General features: G+C 71.9%; 14 protein-coding genes (1 of these 14 running past the window's edge). 4 read left to right on the forward strand and 10 right to left on the reverse strand.

Features of this window, described 5'->3' with window-relative positions; all coding sequences use genetic code 11:
- The 7 genes from ACZ49B_RS08780 to ACZ49B_RS08810 all read right to left on the reverse strand — a co-directional run.
- Positions 1-752: the 5' portion of an SDR family NAD(P)-dependent oxidoreductase gene (locus ACZ49B_RS08780; RefSeq protein WP_468302118.1), read on the reverse strand. It extends 25 nt beyond the left edge of the window; only the first 752 of its 777 coding nucleotides appear in the window; the start codon lies at positions 750-752; its stop codon lies beyond the left edge, outside the window.
- A 54-nt stretch (positions 753-806) separates the two neighbouring features.
- Positions 807-2,006, reverse strand: a complete 1,200-nt coding sequence (locus ACZ49B_RS08785; RefSeq protein ID WP_468302121.1) for an MAB_1171c family putative transporter — start codon at positions 2,004-2,006, stop codon at positions 807-809.
- Positions 1,993-2,496: a hypothetical protein gene (locus tag ACZ49B_RS08790; RefSeq protein WP_468302124.1), complete on the reverse strand. Its 504-nt coding sequence runs from the start codon at positions 2,494-2,496 to the stop codon at positions 1,993-1,995. The genes ACZ49B_RS08785 and ACZ49B_RS08790 overlap by 14 nt, the downstream gene beginning before the upstream one ends.
- Positions 2,497-2,701: 205 nt before the next feature.
- Positions 2,702-3,034 (reverse strand): hypothetical protein, encoded by a 333-nt coding sequence (locus ACZ49B_RS08795; protein ID WP_468302127.1) that lies wholly within the window; start codon positions 3,032-3,034, stop codon positions 2,702-2,704.
- Between the two features lie 84 nt (positions 3,035-3,118).
- A complete protein-coding gene (locus ACZ49B_RS08800) occupies positions 3,119-3,940 on the reverse strand; it encodes a hypothetical protein (RefSeq protein ID WP_468302130.1) in 822 nt (273 codons plus the stop codon).
- Between the two features lie 146 nt (positions 3,941-4,086).
- Complete coding sequence (locus ACZ49B_RS08805; RefSeq protein WP_468302133.1) at positions 4,087-6,540, reverse strand: Tex family protein; 2,454 nt, start codon at positions 6,538-6,540, stop codon at positions 4,087-4,089.
- 104 nt (positions 6,541-6,644) lie between these two features.
- Positions 6,645-7,508 (reverse strand): SCO6745 family protein, encoded by an 864-nt coding sequence (locus ACZ49B_RS08810; RefSeq protein ID WP_468302136.1) that lies wholly within the window; start codon positions 7,506-7,508, stop codon positions 6,645-6,647.
- 169 nt (positions 7,509-7,677) lie between these two features.
- Between ACZ49B_RS08810 and ACZ49B_RS08815 the strand changes: the two genes are divergently transcribed.
- Entirely contained in the window at positions 7,678-8,115 is a 438-nt protein-coding gene (locus ACZ49B_RS08815) for a hypothetical protein (protein ID WP_468302139.1), read from the forward strand.
- Between the two features lie 377 nt (positions 8,116-8,492).
- Positions 8,493-10,013, forward strand: coding sequence for a M1 family metallopeptidase (locus ACZ49B_RS08820; RefSeq protein WP_468302142.1), 1,521 nt, complete (start codon positions 8,493-8,495; stop codon positions 10,011-10,013).
- A gap of 39 nt (positions 10,014-10,052) precedes the next feature.
- Here ACZ49B_RS08820 and ACZ49B_RS08825 read toward each other — a convergent pair whose 3' ends face one another.
- Positions 10,053-10,973, reverse strand: a complete 921-nt coding sequence (locus tag ACZ49B_RS08825; protein WP_468302145.1) for an oxygenase MpaB family protein — start codon at positions 10,971-10,973, stop codon at positions 10,053-10,055.
- A 128-nt stretch (positions 10,974-11,101) separates the two neighbouring features.
- Between ACZ49B_RS08825 and sph the strand changes: the two genes are divergently transcribed.
- Entirely contained in the window at positions 11,102-12,091 is a 990-nt protein-coding gene (gene sph / locus ACZ49B_RS08830) for a sphingomyelin phosphodiesterase (protein WP_468302148.1), read from the forward strand.
- A 61-nt stretch (positions 12,092-12,152) separates the two neighbouring features.
- On the opposite strand, the gene ACZ49B_RS08835 is transcribed toward sph, so the two are convergent.
- Together ACZ49B_RS08835 and ACZ49B_RS08840 are read right to left on the reverse strand one after the other, a co-directional pair.
- A complete protein-coding gene (locus ACZ49B_RS08835; protein ID WP_468302151.1) occupies positions 12,153-13,817 on the reverse strand; it encodes a bifunctional aspartate transaminase/aspartate 4-decarboxylase in 1,665 nt (554 codons plus the stop codon).
- Positions 13,818-13,872: 55 nt separating this feature from the next.
- Complete coding sequence (locus ACZ49B_RS08840) at positions 13,873-15,750, reverse strand: AMP-dependent synthetase/ligase (protein ID WP_468302153.1); 1,878 nt, start codon at positions 15,748-15,750, stop codon at positions 13,873-13,875.
- An 85-nt stretch (positions 15,751-15,835) separates the two neighbouring features.
- Between ACZ49B_RS08840 and ACZ49B_RS08845 the strand changes: the two genes are divergently transcribed.
- Entirely contained in the window at positions 15,836-16,573 is a 738-nt protein-coding gene (locus tag ACZ49B_RS08845; protein WP_468302156.1) for a MerR family transcriptional regulator, read from the forward strand.
- The last annotated feature ends 35 nt before the right edge of the window (positions 16,574-16,608 follow it).

Below are 16,608 nucleotides of genomic sequence, written 5' to 3' on the forward strand. Positions count from 1 at the left end.
CGTACCCCCCCCCCCCCCCCCCCCCCCCCCCCCCCCCCCCCCCCCCCCCCCCCCTCTCCTCCCCCCCCCCCCCCCCCCCCCCCCCCCCCCCCCCCCCCCCCCAGGGCCAGGTCCCGCAGGGCCTTGGCCACCACGGCCTCGGGCTCCAGCCACACCGCCTCGCGCAGGGCGCTCACGTCCATCCCGGCCCGCGCCTGGAACTCGGTGCGGGTGAATCCCGGGACCACCGCGAGCACCCGGACCCCGTACGGCGCCATGTCCACCCGCAGGGACTCGCTGAACGCGGTGACCCAGGCCTTGGCGGCCCCGTACGTCCCGGTCGGCAGCAGTCCGGCCACCGAGGAGACGTTCACCACCGCGCCCCGGCGGCGCTCGCGCAGCCGCGGCAGCACGGCGTGGGTGAGCCGCAGCGGGACCTTCACCAGCAGGTCGAGCATCCGCTCCTCGTCCTCGACCGGGCTGTACGGGAACGGCGCGGGGAGCCCGAAGCCCGCGTTGTTGACCAGGATGTCCACGGGCCGGTCCCGGTCGGCGAGCCGCTCGGCGACGGCCGTGCAGTCCGCGTCGTCCAGCAGATCGGCGGCCAGCACCTCGCTGTCCGTGCCGAACTCCCGGCCGAGCTCCCGGGCCACGGCTTCGAGACGGTCCTTGTCGCGCGCGACCAGGACGAGGTCGCAGCCCTTGGCCGCGAAGCCGCGGGCGAAGGCGGCGCCGAGTCCGGCACTGGCCCCGGTGATCAGAACGGTGGTCAAGAGAACGTCACTTCCTACGGTTGTTCAGGGTCCAGGTGCTGAGGCCCTCAGGTCCTACACGGCGTTCGGGCGTTCCGGGGTGAAGTCCGTGGTCGCCGGCGAGCCGTAGGCCTGGGCCACGTCGACCAGGAACCGGGCCTCGTCGTCCAGGTCGCCGCCCTCGGCGGAGGTCTGCATCGCGGCCGGCAGCTCCCAGGCCGCGTCCTCCCCCGGCTGTCCGGTCCGTCCGGCGAGCTTCGCCTGCCGCGCCTCCTTCAGTACGCAGGCCAGCGCGGCCGCGGTGCGCCGCTGCTCGGGGATCCCGTGCCCGGTGACATGGCTGCGGGCGAGCTCGGGGACGCCCGGGGCGACGTACTCGCCGAGGATCAGGATCGCGTCGCGGGTCTCGATCACCTTGCGGTACACCAGCAGGTTGCGCGGGACCGGCGGCCACAGCAGCTCCACGACCCGGCCGGCCCGCGGCTTGGTGAGGGCGACGTGCGGGACGGCCTGGACCAGGTCGTGCCACAGCGGCCACAGCCGCCAGGCGGTGGCGATGTCGGCGCCCGTGCGGCGCAGGACGAACAGGGTCGGCACGAGGATCGCGGCGGCGCGCAGCAGCCCGTGCAGGTTCATCATCAGCGGCAGGGCGGGCATCGCCCAGGTGCTGCCGAACAGGGCCTTGAGGAGGTACACGAACCAGAACAGCCCGGCGAGCGCGGTGCCGAGGCCGAACAGCCGCAGCCCGGCGGCGAGGCCCCTGCTCTCGCTGCGGCGGCTGTAGCGCCAGCAGAGGGAGACGCAGGTGATGTTGGCGAGCAGGTGCGCGGAGATCAGGAACAGCCAGTACGCCAGGGAGGGCACCGGATCGCCCTGCGGCGGGATGGTGTGCGTGCCGTGCGCGGGCGCGACGGTGTCCAGCACCACGAGGACGGTCAGCCAGGCCGCCGTGCCCGTCCAGGCGGCGAGTTGGAGGACCCGGCCGCGGGTGGCGGCGGCGACGAAGTAGAGCACGGTGCCCGCGGAGAGCACGCCGATGAGGTTGCGGACGAGGCCGACGGTGTGCGCGTAGTGCGGGTCGCGCATCGCGTACGTGACGACGTCCGGGAGGTTCAGGGTCATCGCCGCGGCGGCGGTGGCGACGGCGAGCCACAGGCCGCGCTGCTGCGGGGAGCGCAGGGCGGCAGGGGCGCGCAGCAGGACCGCGATCCAGAGGCAGACGACGCCGGGTACGGCGAGCCAGTCGCCGACGGCGGTGAGTTCAGCGGCGCCCACGGTCCCCCCGCCCGTAGCCCATGGCGGATTCCAGCCAGGCGAGGGTGCCGCGGGGTGCGGCGGCGGACTGCGGGCAGGGGCCCGTCGTTCGGATGCGGATCATGCTGGCGAGCATTTCCGCCTCCCGCTCCTGGCTGGTGGTGTAGTTGGTGCGGCCGAGGACGACCGGGGCCTGCCCGTCGGTGTCCTCGGCCTCCAGGGAGTGGTGGCCGAACAGGATGTGCCCGAGCTCGTGGAGCACGATGTGCTCGCGGTGGAGCGGGGTGGTCTGGGCCTCGTAGAAGACGTAGTCGACGGTGGCGGTGCCCACCCACAGCCCGCAGACCCCGGATTCCGCCGCTTCCTTGGGAAGCGGGTGCAGGCGGATGGGGCGGCCCCGCTGCTCGGCGATCCGGTTGCACAGCCCTTCGAGGGAGAACGGGTGCGTCAGATCCAGATGGCCGAGAATCTTCTCGCACCGTTTACGGAGGCTGGGTTGCGAGTGGGGCATGTGATCCCTCTTCGGACCCTTTCGCGGGCAGCGTCGGTAGGCGTGCGTGGGCGTGGGCATGGCGTCCTGTGCCTTCAAGGCGGCCTCGGGGAGTGGGGTCCTGAGGGAGAAACCGGAAGCCTGTTCACCAGTCGACGAACGGGCGTTCCACCATGCGTACAGATCTTGTACGGGAGTTCGCAAGGCAGCTCCCCCGATGGGGTGCCTATTCGGCCATCCTGGAACCCGGCGGGCGACGCCGTGCGCGGAGCACCAGGCGGCCGTAGCCCAGGGCCAGCAGGACCGCCGGCACCAGCAGGGCCAGGGGAAGGAGGCTCCACTGCCCGAAGCCCGTGGCGAACAGGGCGACGGCGATGACGCCGAACACGAGCGCCGCGACGGCGGTGACGCCCAGGTTGGACAGGTTCCGCTCGCGCGGACGGGCCAGTTCGGCTTCCACGTGGCGGCGTGCCGCGTCGAGGGCGGCTCGGCGGACGCGCTCGTTCTCCAGCAGCCGACGCCAGTTCTCGGGACCGACGCCCTCCAGGTGCGGGGGCATGGGGTGTTCGTCGGACCACGCGGATGCCGGTGCCGACGCCCGGCCGGGTTCGCCTGGATCGTACGAAGACATCGCAAGCCTCCCTTACTTGAGTGCGTAGGAGGCGGCGAGGATGCGGGCGAGCGATTCCATGAGCGTCACGTGCGGATCGATGAAATCCGCGAAGCGGGGTGCGTCGACCGAGAGTACGCCTATCTCCTGGGTGCCGTGAATGACGGGGACGGCGATGACCGCTTCGTATCCGGTGCCTTCGGGGATGAGGTAGGACCGCGTCACCTGGTCGCCGTCGATCCTGAAGGTCTTGCCGCCGCCGCCGAGGATCTCGTTCTTCATGTGCGCGGCGCCGACCGGGTCGATGACGTTCCTGGGCGGCCGGTAGCCGGGGTAGCTGGCCTCCAGCGTGAAACCGCCCGTGGCGGCGTCGTACAGGTAGAAACTGCACCGCGCGCGGGGGAGGTAGCTCGGCCCCAGCGGCGGAGCCGTGAGGTCGACCGCTCCGGCCAGGACCTCATCGAGGACGTCCTTGCGCAGGGCGTCCAGGTCGGAGACCGTCTGCGAGGGCAGCGCGGCCGGGAGCGGGGCCGCGTCCGCGTACGACTCCGCCAGCGCCTTGATCTTCTCGCTCAACGGGCGCAGCGTCGTCGTGTACAGCTGCGCCATCCCCGCCTCCGCCCGGACGGCCCGGTCCTCGGCCCGCTTCTTGCCCTTCTCCACCAGGCGCTTCTCGAAGTGGGTGATCAGGACGACGCCGAAGGCGGAGACGCCGGCTATGAGGGCCCACTGCCGCTTGTCGGCCCCTTGGGCCCCGTCCGCCCACACGGAGACGACGGCGACGGCCACACCGAGGACGGCGGAGAAGAGCAGGAACAGGTAGTGGACGCCCCGGTCGGCCAGCCATTGCTTCATCCGTCCGTGCCACTCCCTGCTCGCGGAAGGTCTGGGATCGCAGAATCCCATATTTCCCGTGCCGTGGCTCGGAGTTGACGATCTGCTGGAAGTCGACCCCGCGGCTCCCCCGACCACTGCCGGTGGAGCCGCGGATCCGCGCCGGCCTATCGCTTGCGGCGGTCGTCCGGGGCGCCGGTGAGGCCGGCACGGCGGAGGGCGTCCGCCATCGCGCTGTTGGCCGGCGCCGGGGAGCCGCTGCCGCCCTGGCCGCCCTGGCGCTGGCCGCCCTGGCCGCCGCCCTGGCGCTGGCCTCCCTGGCGCTGGCCCCCGCCCTGGCCCCCGCCCTGGCCGCCTCCGCGCTGCTGCGGGGGACGGCCGCCGCCGCGCCGGTCCTGGCGTTCCTGGCGGTCCTCGCGCTGCCGGGGTGCGCCCGCCGAGCGGTCGGCCTCGTCCTCAAGCCGCAGGGTCAGGGAGATCCGCTTGCGCGGGACGTCCACGTCCATGACCTTCACGCGGACGATGTCGCCCGGCTTGACCACGTCCCGCGGGTCCTTGACGAAGTTCTTCGACAGCGCCGAGACGTGCGCCAGCCCGTCCTGGTGGACGCCGATGTCGATGAACGCGCCGAAGGCCGCGACATTGGTGACCACGCCCTCCAGGATCATCCCGGGCGCCAGGTCGCCGATCTTCTCGACGCCCTCCTTGAAGGTGGCCGTCTTGAAGGCGGGCCGCGGGTCGCGGCCCGGCTTCTCCAGCTCGCGCAGGATGTCCGTCACGGTCGGCAGGCCGAAGGATTCGGTGACGAACTGCTCCGGCCGCAGCGAGCGCAGTACGCCGGTGTTGCCGATCAGGGCCGCCACCTCGCTGCCGGCCGTCTTGGCCATGCCCCGGACCAGCGGGTACGACTCGGGGTGCACGCTGGAGAAGTCCAGCGGGTCGTCCCCGCCGCGGATCCGCAGGAAGCCCGCGCACTGCTCGTACGCCTTCGGGCCGAGCCGGGCCACGTCCTTGAGCGCCTTGCGGCTGCGGAACGGGCCGTTGGCGTCGCGGTGGGCCACGATGTTCTCGGCGAGTCCGCCGCTGATGCCCGACACCCGCGAGAGCAGGGGCGCGGAGGCGGTGTTGACGTCCACGCCGACGCCGTTCACACAGTCCTCCACCACCGCGTCGAGCGAGCGCGAGAGCTTCGTCTCGGAGAGGTCGTGCTGGTACTGGCCGACTCCGATCGACTTGGGGTCGATCTTGACGAGCTCGGCGAGCGGGTCCTGGAGGCGGCGGGCGATGGAGACCGCGCCGCGCAGCGACACGTCCATGTCCGGGAGTTCCTGCGAGGCGAAGGCGGAGGCCGAGTACACGGAGGCGCCGGCCTCGGACACCATCACCTTGGTGAGCTTCAGCTCGGGGTGGCGCGTGATCAGGTCCCCGGCGAGCTTGTCGGTCTCGCGCGAGGCGGTGCCGTTGCCGATGGCGACCAGCTCGACCGCGTGCTCCTTCGCGAGGCGGGCCAGCTTGGCGAGGGACTCGTCCCACTTGTTGGCGGGGACGTGCGGGTAGATCACGTCCGTGGCCACGACCTTGCCGGTGGCGTCCACGACGGCGACCTTCACGCCGGTGCGGAAGCCCGGGTCGAGACCGAGGGTCGCCCGGGTGCCGGCCGGGGCGGCGAGCAGCAGGTCGCGCAGGTTGGCGGCGAAGACCCGTACGGCCTCGTCCTCGGCGGCCTGGCGCAGCCGCATCCGCAGGTCGATGCCGAGGTGCACCTGGATCTTCGTACGCCAGGCCCAGCGGACGGTGTCGCCGAGCCACTTGTCGCCGGGCCGGCCGCGGTCGTTCACCCCGAAGCGGCGGGCGATCATGCCCTCGTACGTGGAGGGCCCAGGAGCCTCCGAAGGCTCCTCGGGCTCCAGGTTGAGGTCGAGGACGTCCTCCTTCTCGCCGCGCAGCATGGCGAGGACGCGGTGCGAGGGCAGCGCGGTGAAGGGTTCGGCGAAGTCGAAGTAGTCGGCGAACTTGGCGCCCGCCTCCTCCTTGCCCTCGCGGACCTTCGCGGCGAGCCGGCCGCGGCCCCACATGCGCTCGCGCAGCTCGCCGATCAGGTCGGCGTCCTCGGCGAACCGCTCGGTGAGGATGGCGCGGGCGCCCTCCAGGGCGGCGGCCGGGTCCGCGACGCCCTTGTCGGCGTCCACGAACGCGGCCGCGGCGGCGACCGGATCCACCGACGGGTCGGCCAGCAGGCTCTCGGCGAGCGGCTCCAGGCCGGCTTCGCGGGCGATCTGCGCCTTGGTGCGCCGCTTGGGCTTGAACGGGAGGTAGATGTCCTCCAGCCGCGCCTTGGTGTCGGCCGCGTTGATCCGGGCCTCCAGCTCGGCGTCGAGCTTGCCCTGCTCCCGTACGGAGTCCAGGATCGCCGCGCGCCGGTCCTCGAGCTCGCGCAGATACCGCAGCCGCTCCTCGAGGGTGCGCAGCTGGGCGTCGTCGAGCATCTCGGTCGCTTCCTTGCGGTAGCGCGCGATGAACGGCACGGTGGAGCCGCCGTCGAGCAGCTCGACGGCGGCCTTGACCTGCCGCTCCCGTACGCCGAGCTCCTCGGCGATCCTGCCTTCGATGGACATCGTCACGATCGGGTCCCGCCTGCCTTCGTTTGCACTGGAAGGCTGCCAATTGTGGCAGGTGGCGGTGACGGGGGCCGGGAGACCCGCGCCCGGGCCTTGGCCCCGCTTCCTCAGGCCTTGCCGAAGGCGTCGGCGGGGAAGGCGCCGGCGGCGAAGGCCTTCATGACGAATCCGCCGCCGAGTTCGGCGAGCCGGGCCAGGCCGTCGGCGCCGAGGTGCTCGTACGGGGCTGCGTCGAGGCGGTCGGTGTCGGTCTCGAGGCGCTCGCGCACGGCCTTGCCCTCCTCGGTGAGCTCGCCGTCGGCGTCGAGGATCCCGCGCTCGCGCAGCCGGTCGGCGGCGGCGTCGAGGTCGGACTGCTCCCAGCCGCGGATCGCCTTGATCCACTTCGGGGTCATGCCGCGGCCGGTGGCGGTGTGGCTGACCAGGGCCTCCAGCGGGTCCAGCCCGGCGAGGAGCAGGGCGGCGAGGTGGCCGTCGCCGCGGTGCTCGCGCAGCAGGGTGGTGGCGTGCCACAGGCGCAGGTGCGGCTCCTCGGGTACGGGGAGGTCGGCGTGGGCCGCGTAGAGGGTCCGGGCGTGCCGGCTGCAGCCCTCGGTGGCGCGCAGGGCGAGGTCGGCGGCCTCGGCGAGCTCCGGGGACTCGACGGTCTCGTCGCCGAGCAGCCGGCGCAGGGTGCCGTCGGCGGCGCGCAGCCGGGCGTCGAGGGCCTGCGCGGGGGTGATCGTGTCCCAGACGGCGGGCAGGTGCCGGGCGACGAAGTCGTGGCGGTAGTTGTAGAAGGTGGCGGTGACCGTCCCGGCGCCGACGGCGCCCATGGCGGCGGACCGCGAGGCGAGGTTCACGGCGGACCGCTCGGTGACACCGAGGGCGGCGAACTCCTTGCCCAGGTCGGGCGAGAAGTAGATGGTCGCGTGCAGCGGGTTGATCGCTGCATGCCAACAGTTGCGGGCGGCGCGCGCAGGAATCGTCATGCCGCTCAGGTTACCGACCGCTCAGTATGCCGGGTAGTCCGGGTCGCTCGCCGGACCGTGAAGGAAACGTGTGCTTGGCGCCGGCCCCTTGGCCGGTATGCGGTTGCCCTGCTTAAGATCGAGCCGGTGCCAACGGGGAGGCGTGGACATGCCAGGAGATAACGGTCAAGTGTCGGACCTGCAGGTCGGCATGCGGTTGAACCACGTGCCGGCCGATCCGAGCGGGCCGACGGGGCCGACCGGCCCGATGGGGCCCTTCGCCCCGGGCGGGTCCCCGGACTTCGCTTCGACGCCGGCCCAGAAGAAGGCCGCCGCGAACACGATCGAGAACGAGCTGGAGCCGAACACCAAGAGCGCCGCGGAGCACGCGGACGCCGACACCGGCAGCGCCCAGAAGGGCTTCGAGGGCTGGGAGACGGCCGCCGGCCTGAAGAAGGTGGCGGAGACCTGGGACCAGCAGGTGAAGAACCTGATGGGCCGTCTGTCAGCGGAGAAGACCGCACTGCGCGGCGCGTCGGGGTACTTCGCGAGCAACGACACCGGCATCGGCAACCAGTTCCTGTCGACGCAGTCGAAGCTGAACGGCATCTCGCCGAACGGCAACTAGGCCGTCCAGCCGAACGCCATCGGACGGCTCGTGACGGCACGTGACGGCCCGCAGGGAAGCTGCCCTGCGGGCCGTCGGCGGTTCCGGGCAAGGGCGCGGGCCGGCCGGCGCGACCGCGGCCGCACTCACTTTCTGGCCTTTCTTCGGCACTTCGCCACCCCGGGAGTTGGCGGTCCGCGCACCCGGATCGGGCTCTTCGGGGACGGTGGGCCCCGGCTGCGCCGCAGCCCGGGCCCGGTGCGGCCGCCGGACCGTGACGGCCGAATGGCGATCGTGTGACAGCAGGGGCCATGGACATGACGTGGGGGGTCAGGCGTGAATACGGTCGAACGACAAGGCCTTGATCGGAACTGACTCCCTACCCATTGGAGCTCTTCGTGCACCGCAAAGTCATCGCCCCGAGCGTGCTCGCCGCTTCCCTCCTGCTGGTGATCCCGGCGTCGGCGGCGAGTTCGGTCCAAGGGGCCCCGGGTATCGGTGATCCCTACTACCCGGCCAGCGGCAACAGCGGATACGACGTGTCCCACTACGACCTGCGCCTGCAGTACCAGCCGAAGACGGACCTGTTGGAGGGCACGGCCACCCTGCTGACCACCGCCCGGCAGGACCTCTCCCGCTTCAACCTGGACTTCGGCCTGAAGGTCAGCGAGATCCGGGTCAACGGCGCCAAGGCGAAGTTCGCCACGTCCGGGGACCACGAGCTGGAGGTGACCCCCGCCCAGCCGCTGCAGAAGGACAAGCCGGCGAGCGTCGTCGTCAAGTACGCCGGAAAGCCCTCGGAGTTCAAGATCGACGGCTGGTCGGCCTGGGCGCGCACCCCGGACGGCGGCGTCGCGGCGCAGGAGCCCGACTCGGCCGTCTGGTGGTTCCCGAGCAACGACCACCCGCTCGACAAGGCCACCTTCGACATCTCGGTCAACGTCCCCGACGGCACCCAGGCCATCAGCAACGGCGTGCTCCAGTCGCAGAGTTCCCGGCTCGGCTGGACCCGGTACAACTGGCGCTCGAACAAGCCGCAGGCCACGTACCTCGCCACCCTCGCCATCGGCAAGTTCGACGTCACCACCGACAAGACGGCGAGCGGGCTGCCCATCCTCAACGCGTACAGCAAGGACCTCGGCGACAACGCGGGCGCGGCCCGCGCGAGCGTGGAGCGGACCGGCGAGGTCGCCGAGTGGCTGGAGGGGGTCTTCGGGCCGTACCCCTTCAACGCGCTCGGCGGCTACGTGCCCAACGTGCCGTCGAGCTTCGCCCTGGAGACGCAGACCCGGCCGTTCTACAGCCCGAAGCAGTTCTCGAACGGCGCCAACGTCTCGGTGGTCGTGCACGAGCTGGCCCACCAGTGGTACGGCGACAGCGTGTCCGTCGACGGCTGGAAGGACATCTGGATCAACGAGGGCTTCGCCCGCTACAGCCAGTGGCTGTGGTCGGAGAAGGAGGGCGAGGGCACCGCGCAGGAGCTCGCCGACTGGGCGTACGGGCTGCGCGCGGCGGACGACCCGTTCTGGCAGGTCAAGCCGGGCGACCCGGGCCCGGACAACCAGTTCCACGGGGCCGTCTACGACCGCGGCGCGATCGCCCTGCAGGCGCTGCGCAACGAGATCGGCGACGAGAAGTTCTTCCGGATCCTCAAGGGCTGGCCGACCGAGCGGGCCTACGGCAACGCCAAGGTCGGGGACTTCGTCCGGTACGCGGAGAAGGTGTCGGACAAGCCGCTGGCCCAGCTGTTCGAGACCTGGCTGTACACCCCGGGCAAGCCGGCGTTCGCCCCGCCGGCCGCCGCGGCCCCGGGTGCGGCCTCGCCGGGCGCCCGGTCGCTCAAGGCCCCCGCCGCGAAGCCGGTGGAGCCGAAGTCGTGGAAGAAGATCGCCGAGACGAACACGATCCACGAGCACTGAGCGCGGCAGCACGTACGAGGACCCGCGCGCCGGCGCCCGTCAGGGGGTGCCGGCGCGCCACCGCTCCCGCGCCGCCCGCGCGATCGGCAGGTACCGCAGCCGTTCCGGCAGCAGCGGTACGAGGAGCCGTACGGCCGTGCTGAACCGCCGGAGCCTGCGCTCCTGGGCCGGGCTCCACTCCAGCCCGATGGCGGCGCGGGCGTCGGGCGGCATGTACCCGACGGTGACGAAGGCCCGGAAGTGCAGGAACGCCTTCCGGAGCACCGGCCAGGTGAGCCGCAGCAGCAGCCGCACCGGCAGGGAGCCGCCCGCGGGCCGGGGCAGCGGTACGTCCGTGGCGACCAGCTCGCGGGCGACCTTGGTCGGCTCGATCTCCTCCGCCAGCATCCGGCGGTAGTAGACCCAGTACTCCTCGATGCTCTGCGGCATGTCCCGGTCACGTACGCCGAGGATCCGGCCCACCTGGAGCCACTCCCGGTACAGCTGCCGCTCCTGGGCGGGGGTGAAGCGGCGCAGCAGGTGGCGCCCCGCGTAGAGGTAGATCGGGAAGCCTGTGGCGTGCACCCAGGAGTAGCAGGCGGGGTCGAGGGAGTGGTAGCGCCGGCCCCGGGTGTCGATGCCCTGGATCTCCTTGTGCAGGCGGCGCACCCGGCGGCCCTCTTCTGCGGCCTCCTCCCCGCCGTACACCCACAGCTGGACGGAGCGCAGCGAGCGCTCGCCGCGCCCCCAGGGGTCGGTGCGGAAGACCGAGTGCTCGTCGACGCCGGCCCCGATCGCGGGGTGGGCGACCTGCATCGTGAAGGCGGCGGGCAGCATCAGCAGGGCCCGGATGTCGCCGGAGATGGTCCAGAGCACCCCGCCGGGCGCCGGCGGCTCGGGATCGGGGCGGCGCGCGGTCGTCGGTCCGGCAGATCCCGCCGGTCCCGTCGGTCCGGGTGCGGGAAGCCCTGTTTCTCTCATGGTTCCAGTATGCGAGTGCCAGACGTCGGCTCCCGGACAGAAAGTCTTGTCACGGGTGTTACCCAGAGGTAACCGCGGCTGCTTGGATGACGGAGTCGATCTCCCCCTGCAGGAATGATGGAGACCTCATGCTGCACACCAAGCTCGGTCGCAACCGTGCCGCCGCCACGGCCGTTGCGGCGATCGCCGCCGGCGCGCTGGCCGCCACCAGCGCGCCGGCCGCCTCGGCCGCGGAGAGCGCCGCGGCCCCGCGGCTCAGCGTCCTGACGTACAACGTGTTCCTGATGAGCAAGAACCTCTACCCCAACTGGGGTCAGGACCACCGCGCTTCGGAGATCCCCAAGGCGTCCTTCTTCCAGGGCCACGACGTGGTCGTCCTCCAGGAGGCCTTCGACAACGGCGCCTCGGACGCCCTGAAGTCCAACGCCTCGGCGCAGTACCCCTACCAGACCCCGGTCGTCGGCCGCAGCAAGAGCGGCTGGGACGCCACGGGCGGCGCCTACTCCTCCACCACTCCCGAGGACGGCGGCGTCACGGTCCTGAGCAAGTGGCCGATCGTCCGCAAGGAGCAGGTCGTCTACAAGGACGCCTGCGGCGCCGACTGGTGGTCCAACAAGGGCTTCGCCTACGTCGTGCTGAACGTCAACGGCACCAAGGTCCACGTGGTCGGCACCCACGCGCAGTCCACCGACCCGGGCTGCGGCGCGGGCGAGGCGGCGGACATGCGCGCCCGCCAGTTCAAGGTGATGGACGCCTTCCTGGACGGCAAGAACATCCCGGCGAACGAGCAGGTCATCGTCGCGGGCGACATGAACGTCGACTCCCGCACCCCCGAGTTCGCGTCGATGCTCGCCCATGCCGACCTGGCGGACTCCGACTCGCGCACGGGTCACCCGTACTCCTTCGACACCGCGCTGAACTCCATCGCGAACTACCGCTACCCGACCGACCCGCGCGAGGACCTGGACTACGTCCTCTACCGCAAGGGCAACGCCCGCCCGGCGGGCTGGGAGAACAACGTGGTCAAGGAGCAGTCGGCGCCCTGGACCGTCTCCAGCTGGGGCACCTCGTACACCTACACCAACCTCTCCGACCACTACCCGCTGATCGGCCGCTAGTCAGCGCTCCCGCGGATGCCCCCGCGCGACGGGCATCCGCGGGGGCGCCCCCGTACGCAGCTCAGCCGCCGTCCGCCCCGTCCTTCATGCGCTGCCATTGCGCCGCGTACTCCTGGAAGATCGCCCGCAGGTGGTGGCCGATCTTGAGGTAGTCCAGGTCGTCGAGGTTGGCCAGCGAGACGCGGACCGACCACTGCGGTCCGTCGAAGCCGCCGCCGTTCAGGAGCACCACCGAGGTCTGTTCCGCGAGGCGGAACAGCGGGTCGACCGGCTCGTAGTTCTTCTCCAGGAAGTCCGCGAAGTCCTTGCCGTGGACGCGTTCCGCCTCGGCCAGCAGGTCGAGTTCGACGTAGTAGCCGGCCCGCCTGTCGTCGTCGGAGATCTTCATCTGCGCGCCCTCCAGCAGGAGGCCGAGGCGCCGCTGGACGATCCCGCGGATGCGTTCCTTGTACGCCTGGCCCTCGTCCAGCAGGTCGAACAGCGAGAAGAGCACCATCAGCGCCTGCTGCGGCGGGGAGAGTCCCGCCGTGTGGTTGAGGGCCACCGAGCGGGAGTCCGCGACCATCCGGTCGATGAAGCGGATCCGCTCCGGCTCCAGGCTGAGGGAGCCGTACCGCCGGGCGAGCCGGTCCTTCTGCTCCTGCGGGAGCTCCGCGATCATCTCGTCGATGACGTTGTCGTCGTGCAGGCCGATGACGCCGAGCCGCCAGCCGGTCGCCCCGTAGTGCTTGGAGTACGAGTACACCAGCAGTGTGTTGCGCGGGAGTTCGGCGGCGAGCGAGCGGAACCCGGGCACGAAGGTGCCGTACACATCGTCTGTGACGATCAGCAGGCGCGGGTTGGCGGTGGCCACGATCTCCTTGATCTGCTGCGCCACCCGGTCGCTCAGCGCCAGGGACGGCGGGTTGCTCGGGTTGACCAGGCAGACGAGCTTGACGTCCGGGTCGGCGAGCTTGGCGACCTCCTCCGGTGGATAGCGCCACTGGCGCACGCCCGTCTCTGCGAACAGGTTCGCGCTGACGTCGACCAGCTCGAACTCGAAGGTGTCGAGCCCGGGGATCTCGATGTACGGGGTGAACACCGGGGTCATCAGGGCGATCTTGTCGCCCTTGTGGAGGATCCCGTTCTGCACGAGCGAGTCGAAGATGTAGCACACGGCGGCCGTGCCGCCCTCGGTCGCGAACAGCGACAGGCGGTCCACGGCCGGCCGGTCACCGAAGATCTCGAAGTCGAGGTAGCCGCGGACGACCTGCTCGGCGTGGACCAGCATCCGGTCCGGCACCGGGTAGTTGTCGCCGGTCACGGCGTCGGTCAGCTCGTGCACGAAGGCGTCCCGGTCGAACCCCCACCGCGACAGGGCGTACGCCACGCACGCGGCCAGCAGTTCGGTGCCGGGCAGGTCCGGGTGGCGGCGGATCCAGGCGTCGAAGCGCTTGCCGATCCCCTGCCGCTCGGGCATCCCGCCGAGGTCGTCCGCGGTCCACACGCGCCGGGACTCTTCCAGGGCGAAGTGGCCGAGGGCGTGGAAGGCCTCGCGGGGGCCGGTGGCGATCCAGTTCGGATTGCCGCGGCCCGCGTTGAGCATGGCGCGGGCCGCGGTGCCCTTCTGGCCTGGCTCGTCGGCCTGGGCCGCCTGGGCGAGCTGGATGAACCTGTCCTTCAGCTCGAACGGGCTGAGCTGCGCGAGGGCCTGGATCTCCTCGCGGCTGAAACGGGGCTCCGGCATCCTCCCACCCTCGTCCGGTGGGCGGTCGTGCGCCCACCGGACAGGGCCATCCGGGCTAGGCCGTCCAGACCGCCCCGGGTGAGCCCTCGTACGGGCCCTCGTGCGCGTCCGCGTACGGCTCCTCGTACAGCCCGTCGATCAGGGCGCCGTACTTCTCCCGCACCACCCGGCGGCGCAGCTTCAGCGACGGGGTGAGCTCCCCGGAGTCGGGGCCCCACTCCTCGGTCAGCAGCCGGTAGCGCTTGATCTGCTCCGTCCGGTTGAGCCGGGCGTTGGCCGCCGCGACCGCCCGGGCGATCTCCTCCCGGACGGCCGGGTGCGCCGCGAGATCGGCGAGCGAACCGGCCTCGATGCCGCGGGCCGCCGCCCACGCCGGGGCCAGCTCCCCGTCCAGCACCAGCAGGGCGACGAGGTAGGAGCGGCCGTCGCCGTGCACCAGGGCCTGGCCGATCAGCGGATGCTCCTTGACGGTGTTCTCCACCAGGGCCGGCGAGACGTTCTTGCCGTTCGAGGTGATGATGAGTTCCTTCTTGCGGTCGGTCAGCCAGAGGAACCCCTCCTCGTCGAGGCGGCCGATGTCCCCGGTCGGGAACCAGCCCTCGGCGTCGTGCGCGCTCTCGACCGACCCGTCGGGCCGCAGGTAGCCGCCGAAGACGGTCCCGCCCCGCGTGTGGATCTCCCCGTCCTCGGCGAGCCGCAGCTCGAGCCCCTCGATCGGGCGTCCCACCGAGCCCAGCCGGAATCCGTCCGGGCTGTTGACCGTGCACACGCCCGAGGTCTCGGTGAGCCCCCAGGCGTCCATGATGGTGATCCCCCAGCCCGCCCAGAACCGCACCACGTCGATCGGCATCGGCGCGGTGGCGCTGGCCGTCCACTGGAGCCGGTCCAGCCCGGCCAGGCCCAGCAGGGGGTCCAGCACCTGCTCCTTGGCCCGGGCGTACGAGGCCTCGAGCGCGGCCGGGACCGCCTCGCCGCGCTCCCGGTGGCCGGCCCGGGCGCGGGCCAGGTCGTTCGCGGCCTCGATGGCGTCCCGCTGCACGGCCGGAAGCTGCGCGAGCACGGCCCGTACGGACGCGGCGAGCTTCTCCCACACCCGGGGCACGCCGAAGAACTGCACCGGGTGCAGCTCGCGGACCGCGCTCCCCACGGCGGCGGGGTCGGCGACGAGCCGGACGTGGGCCGCCCGCAGCAGCGGCAGGTAGATGCCGAGGATCCGCTCGGCGATGTGCGCGAACGGCAGGTAGCAGATGTGCTCGGCGTGCTCGGGCAGATCCACGCGCCGGTCGAGGCGGACGGACTGGAGCATGATGTTGCGGTGGGTCAGCCGGACGCCCTTGGGGTCGCCGGTGGTGCCGGAGGTGTAGACGACGGTCAGCGGGTCCTCGGGGCGGGCCTCCTGCCAGGCCTTCTCGAAGGCGTCGGGGCGGTGCGTACGGGCGCCGCTCGCGTGCAGGGAGCCGTACGTACGGTGCGTACCCGCATCGGCGGCCTCGGCCACGACCAGCCGCTCCAGGGGCACCTGCCCGTCGGCGAGCAGCGGTTCCCACCGGGCCAGCTCGCGGGCGCCCTCGATGACGGCGACCCGGGCCCGGCTGTGGCGGGCGATGTGGGCGATCTGCTCGGGCGCGGAGGTCCCGTACACGGTGACGGGGACGGCGCCGAGGTGGACGAGGGCGAGATCGCTGAGCCAGTGCTCGGGGCGGTTGCCCATCATGATCAGGACGTGTTCGCCCCGTTCGATGCCGAGGGCGGCGTATCCGGAGGCGAGGACGGCGACCTTGCGGCGGACCTCGGTCCAGCTGAGGGTCGTCCAGCCGTCGCCCTCGCGCCACGAGAGGGCGGGGAGGTCCCCGAACTCGGCGGCGTTGCGCGCCAGCAGCGCGGGGAGGGTGAGCTCTTCGGGTCGTCCGGGCAGTCGCAGTTTCGTGGTCATGGGCAGCTCCTGGCCGTTTCACATCGTTGGTGCGACAGCAATACTGTTGAACCCAAGCTGTGGAGCAGAGAGCGAGGCGCAGACGATGGCCGACCAGGCACCCGAGCCGATGCTCACAGTCGACGAGCTGGCGGCCAGGGCGGGCGTCACCGTGCGCACCGTTCGTTTCTACAGCACGCGCGGGCTTTTGCCTCCTCCCGTGATCGGCCCTCGTCGGGTGGGGCACTACGGGCCGGAGCACCTGTCGCGGCTGGCGCTCATCGAGGAACTGCAGCACCAGGGCATGACCTTGTCCGCCATCGAGCGCTATCTGGACGCGCTGCCCGACGACCTGAGCGCGCACGACCTGGCCATCCACCGCGCGATGGTGTCCAGTTGGGCGCCGGACGCGCCCCAGGAGGTCTCGCGGGAGGAGCTGGAGAAGCGGGCCGGGCGCACCCTGACGGACACGGAGATCCGGCGGCTGACGGCGATGAACGTGCTGGCGCCGGCCCCGGAGGGCTTCCGGGTCGATGTGGGGCTGCTGCGGCTGGGGGTCGCGCTGCTCGACGTGCCCATCGCGCACGAGACGATCCTGGTGGCGCGCAAGGTGCTGCTGGAGCACGCGCGGACGGCGGCGCACCAGCTGACGGCGCTGTTCCGGGACGAGGTGTGGGGGCCGTTCACGGAGGGCGAGAGCGATCCGGAGCGGGTGGAGTCGATGAAGGCGTTGTCGGCGCACATGCAGCCGATGGTGGTGCAGGCGCTGGTGACCGCGTTCCAGCGGTCGCTGAAGGAGGAACTGCGGGCGGCCTTCGACTCCGGCGAGCAGCCCCGCGCGTAGTGCGCCCGGACGGGACCGGGCCACGCCGAGCGGGG

This window comes from Streptomyces sp. NPDC031132 (genome assembly GCF_055570595.1).

Coding starts and splice junctions, on each gene's coding strand:
- ACZ49B_RS08790 (WP_468302124.1), bottom strand. CDS start 2,496: ATGCCCCACTCGCAACCCAGCCTCCGTAAACGGTGCGAGAAGATTCTC.
- ACZ49B_RS08795 (WP_468302127.1), bottom strand. CDS start 3,034: ATGCCCCCGCACCTGGAGGGCGTCGGTCCCGAGAACTGGCGTCGGCTG.
- ACZ49B_RS08800 (WP_468302130.1), bottom strand. CDS start 3,940: ATGAAGCAATGGCTGGCCGACCGGGGCGTCCACTACCTGTTCCTGCTC.
- ACZ49B_RS08810 (WP_468302136.1), bottom strand. CDS start 7,508: ATGACGATTCCTGCGCGCGCCGCCCGCAACTGTTGGCATGCAGCGATC.
- ACZ49B_RS08825 (WP_468302145.1), bottom strand. CDS start 10,973: ATGAGAGAAACAGGGCTTCCCGCACCCGGACCGACGGGACCGGCGGGA.
- sph (WP_468302148.1), top strand. CDS start 11,102: ATGCTGCACACCAAGCTCGGTCGCAACCGTGCCGCCGCCACGGCCGTT.
- ACZ49B_RS08835 (WP_468302151.1), bottom strand. CDS start 13,817: ATGCCGGAGCCCCGTTTCAGCCGCGAGGAGATCCAGGCCCTCGCGCAG.
- ACZ49B_RS08840 (WP_468302153.1), bottom strand. CDS start 15,750: ATGACCACGAAACTGCGACTGCCCGGACGACCCGAAGAGCTCACCCTC.
- ACZ49B_RS08845 (WP_468302156.1), top strand. CDS start 15,836: ATGGCCGACCAGGCACCCGAGCCGATGCTCACAGTCGACGAGCTGGCG.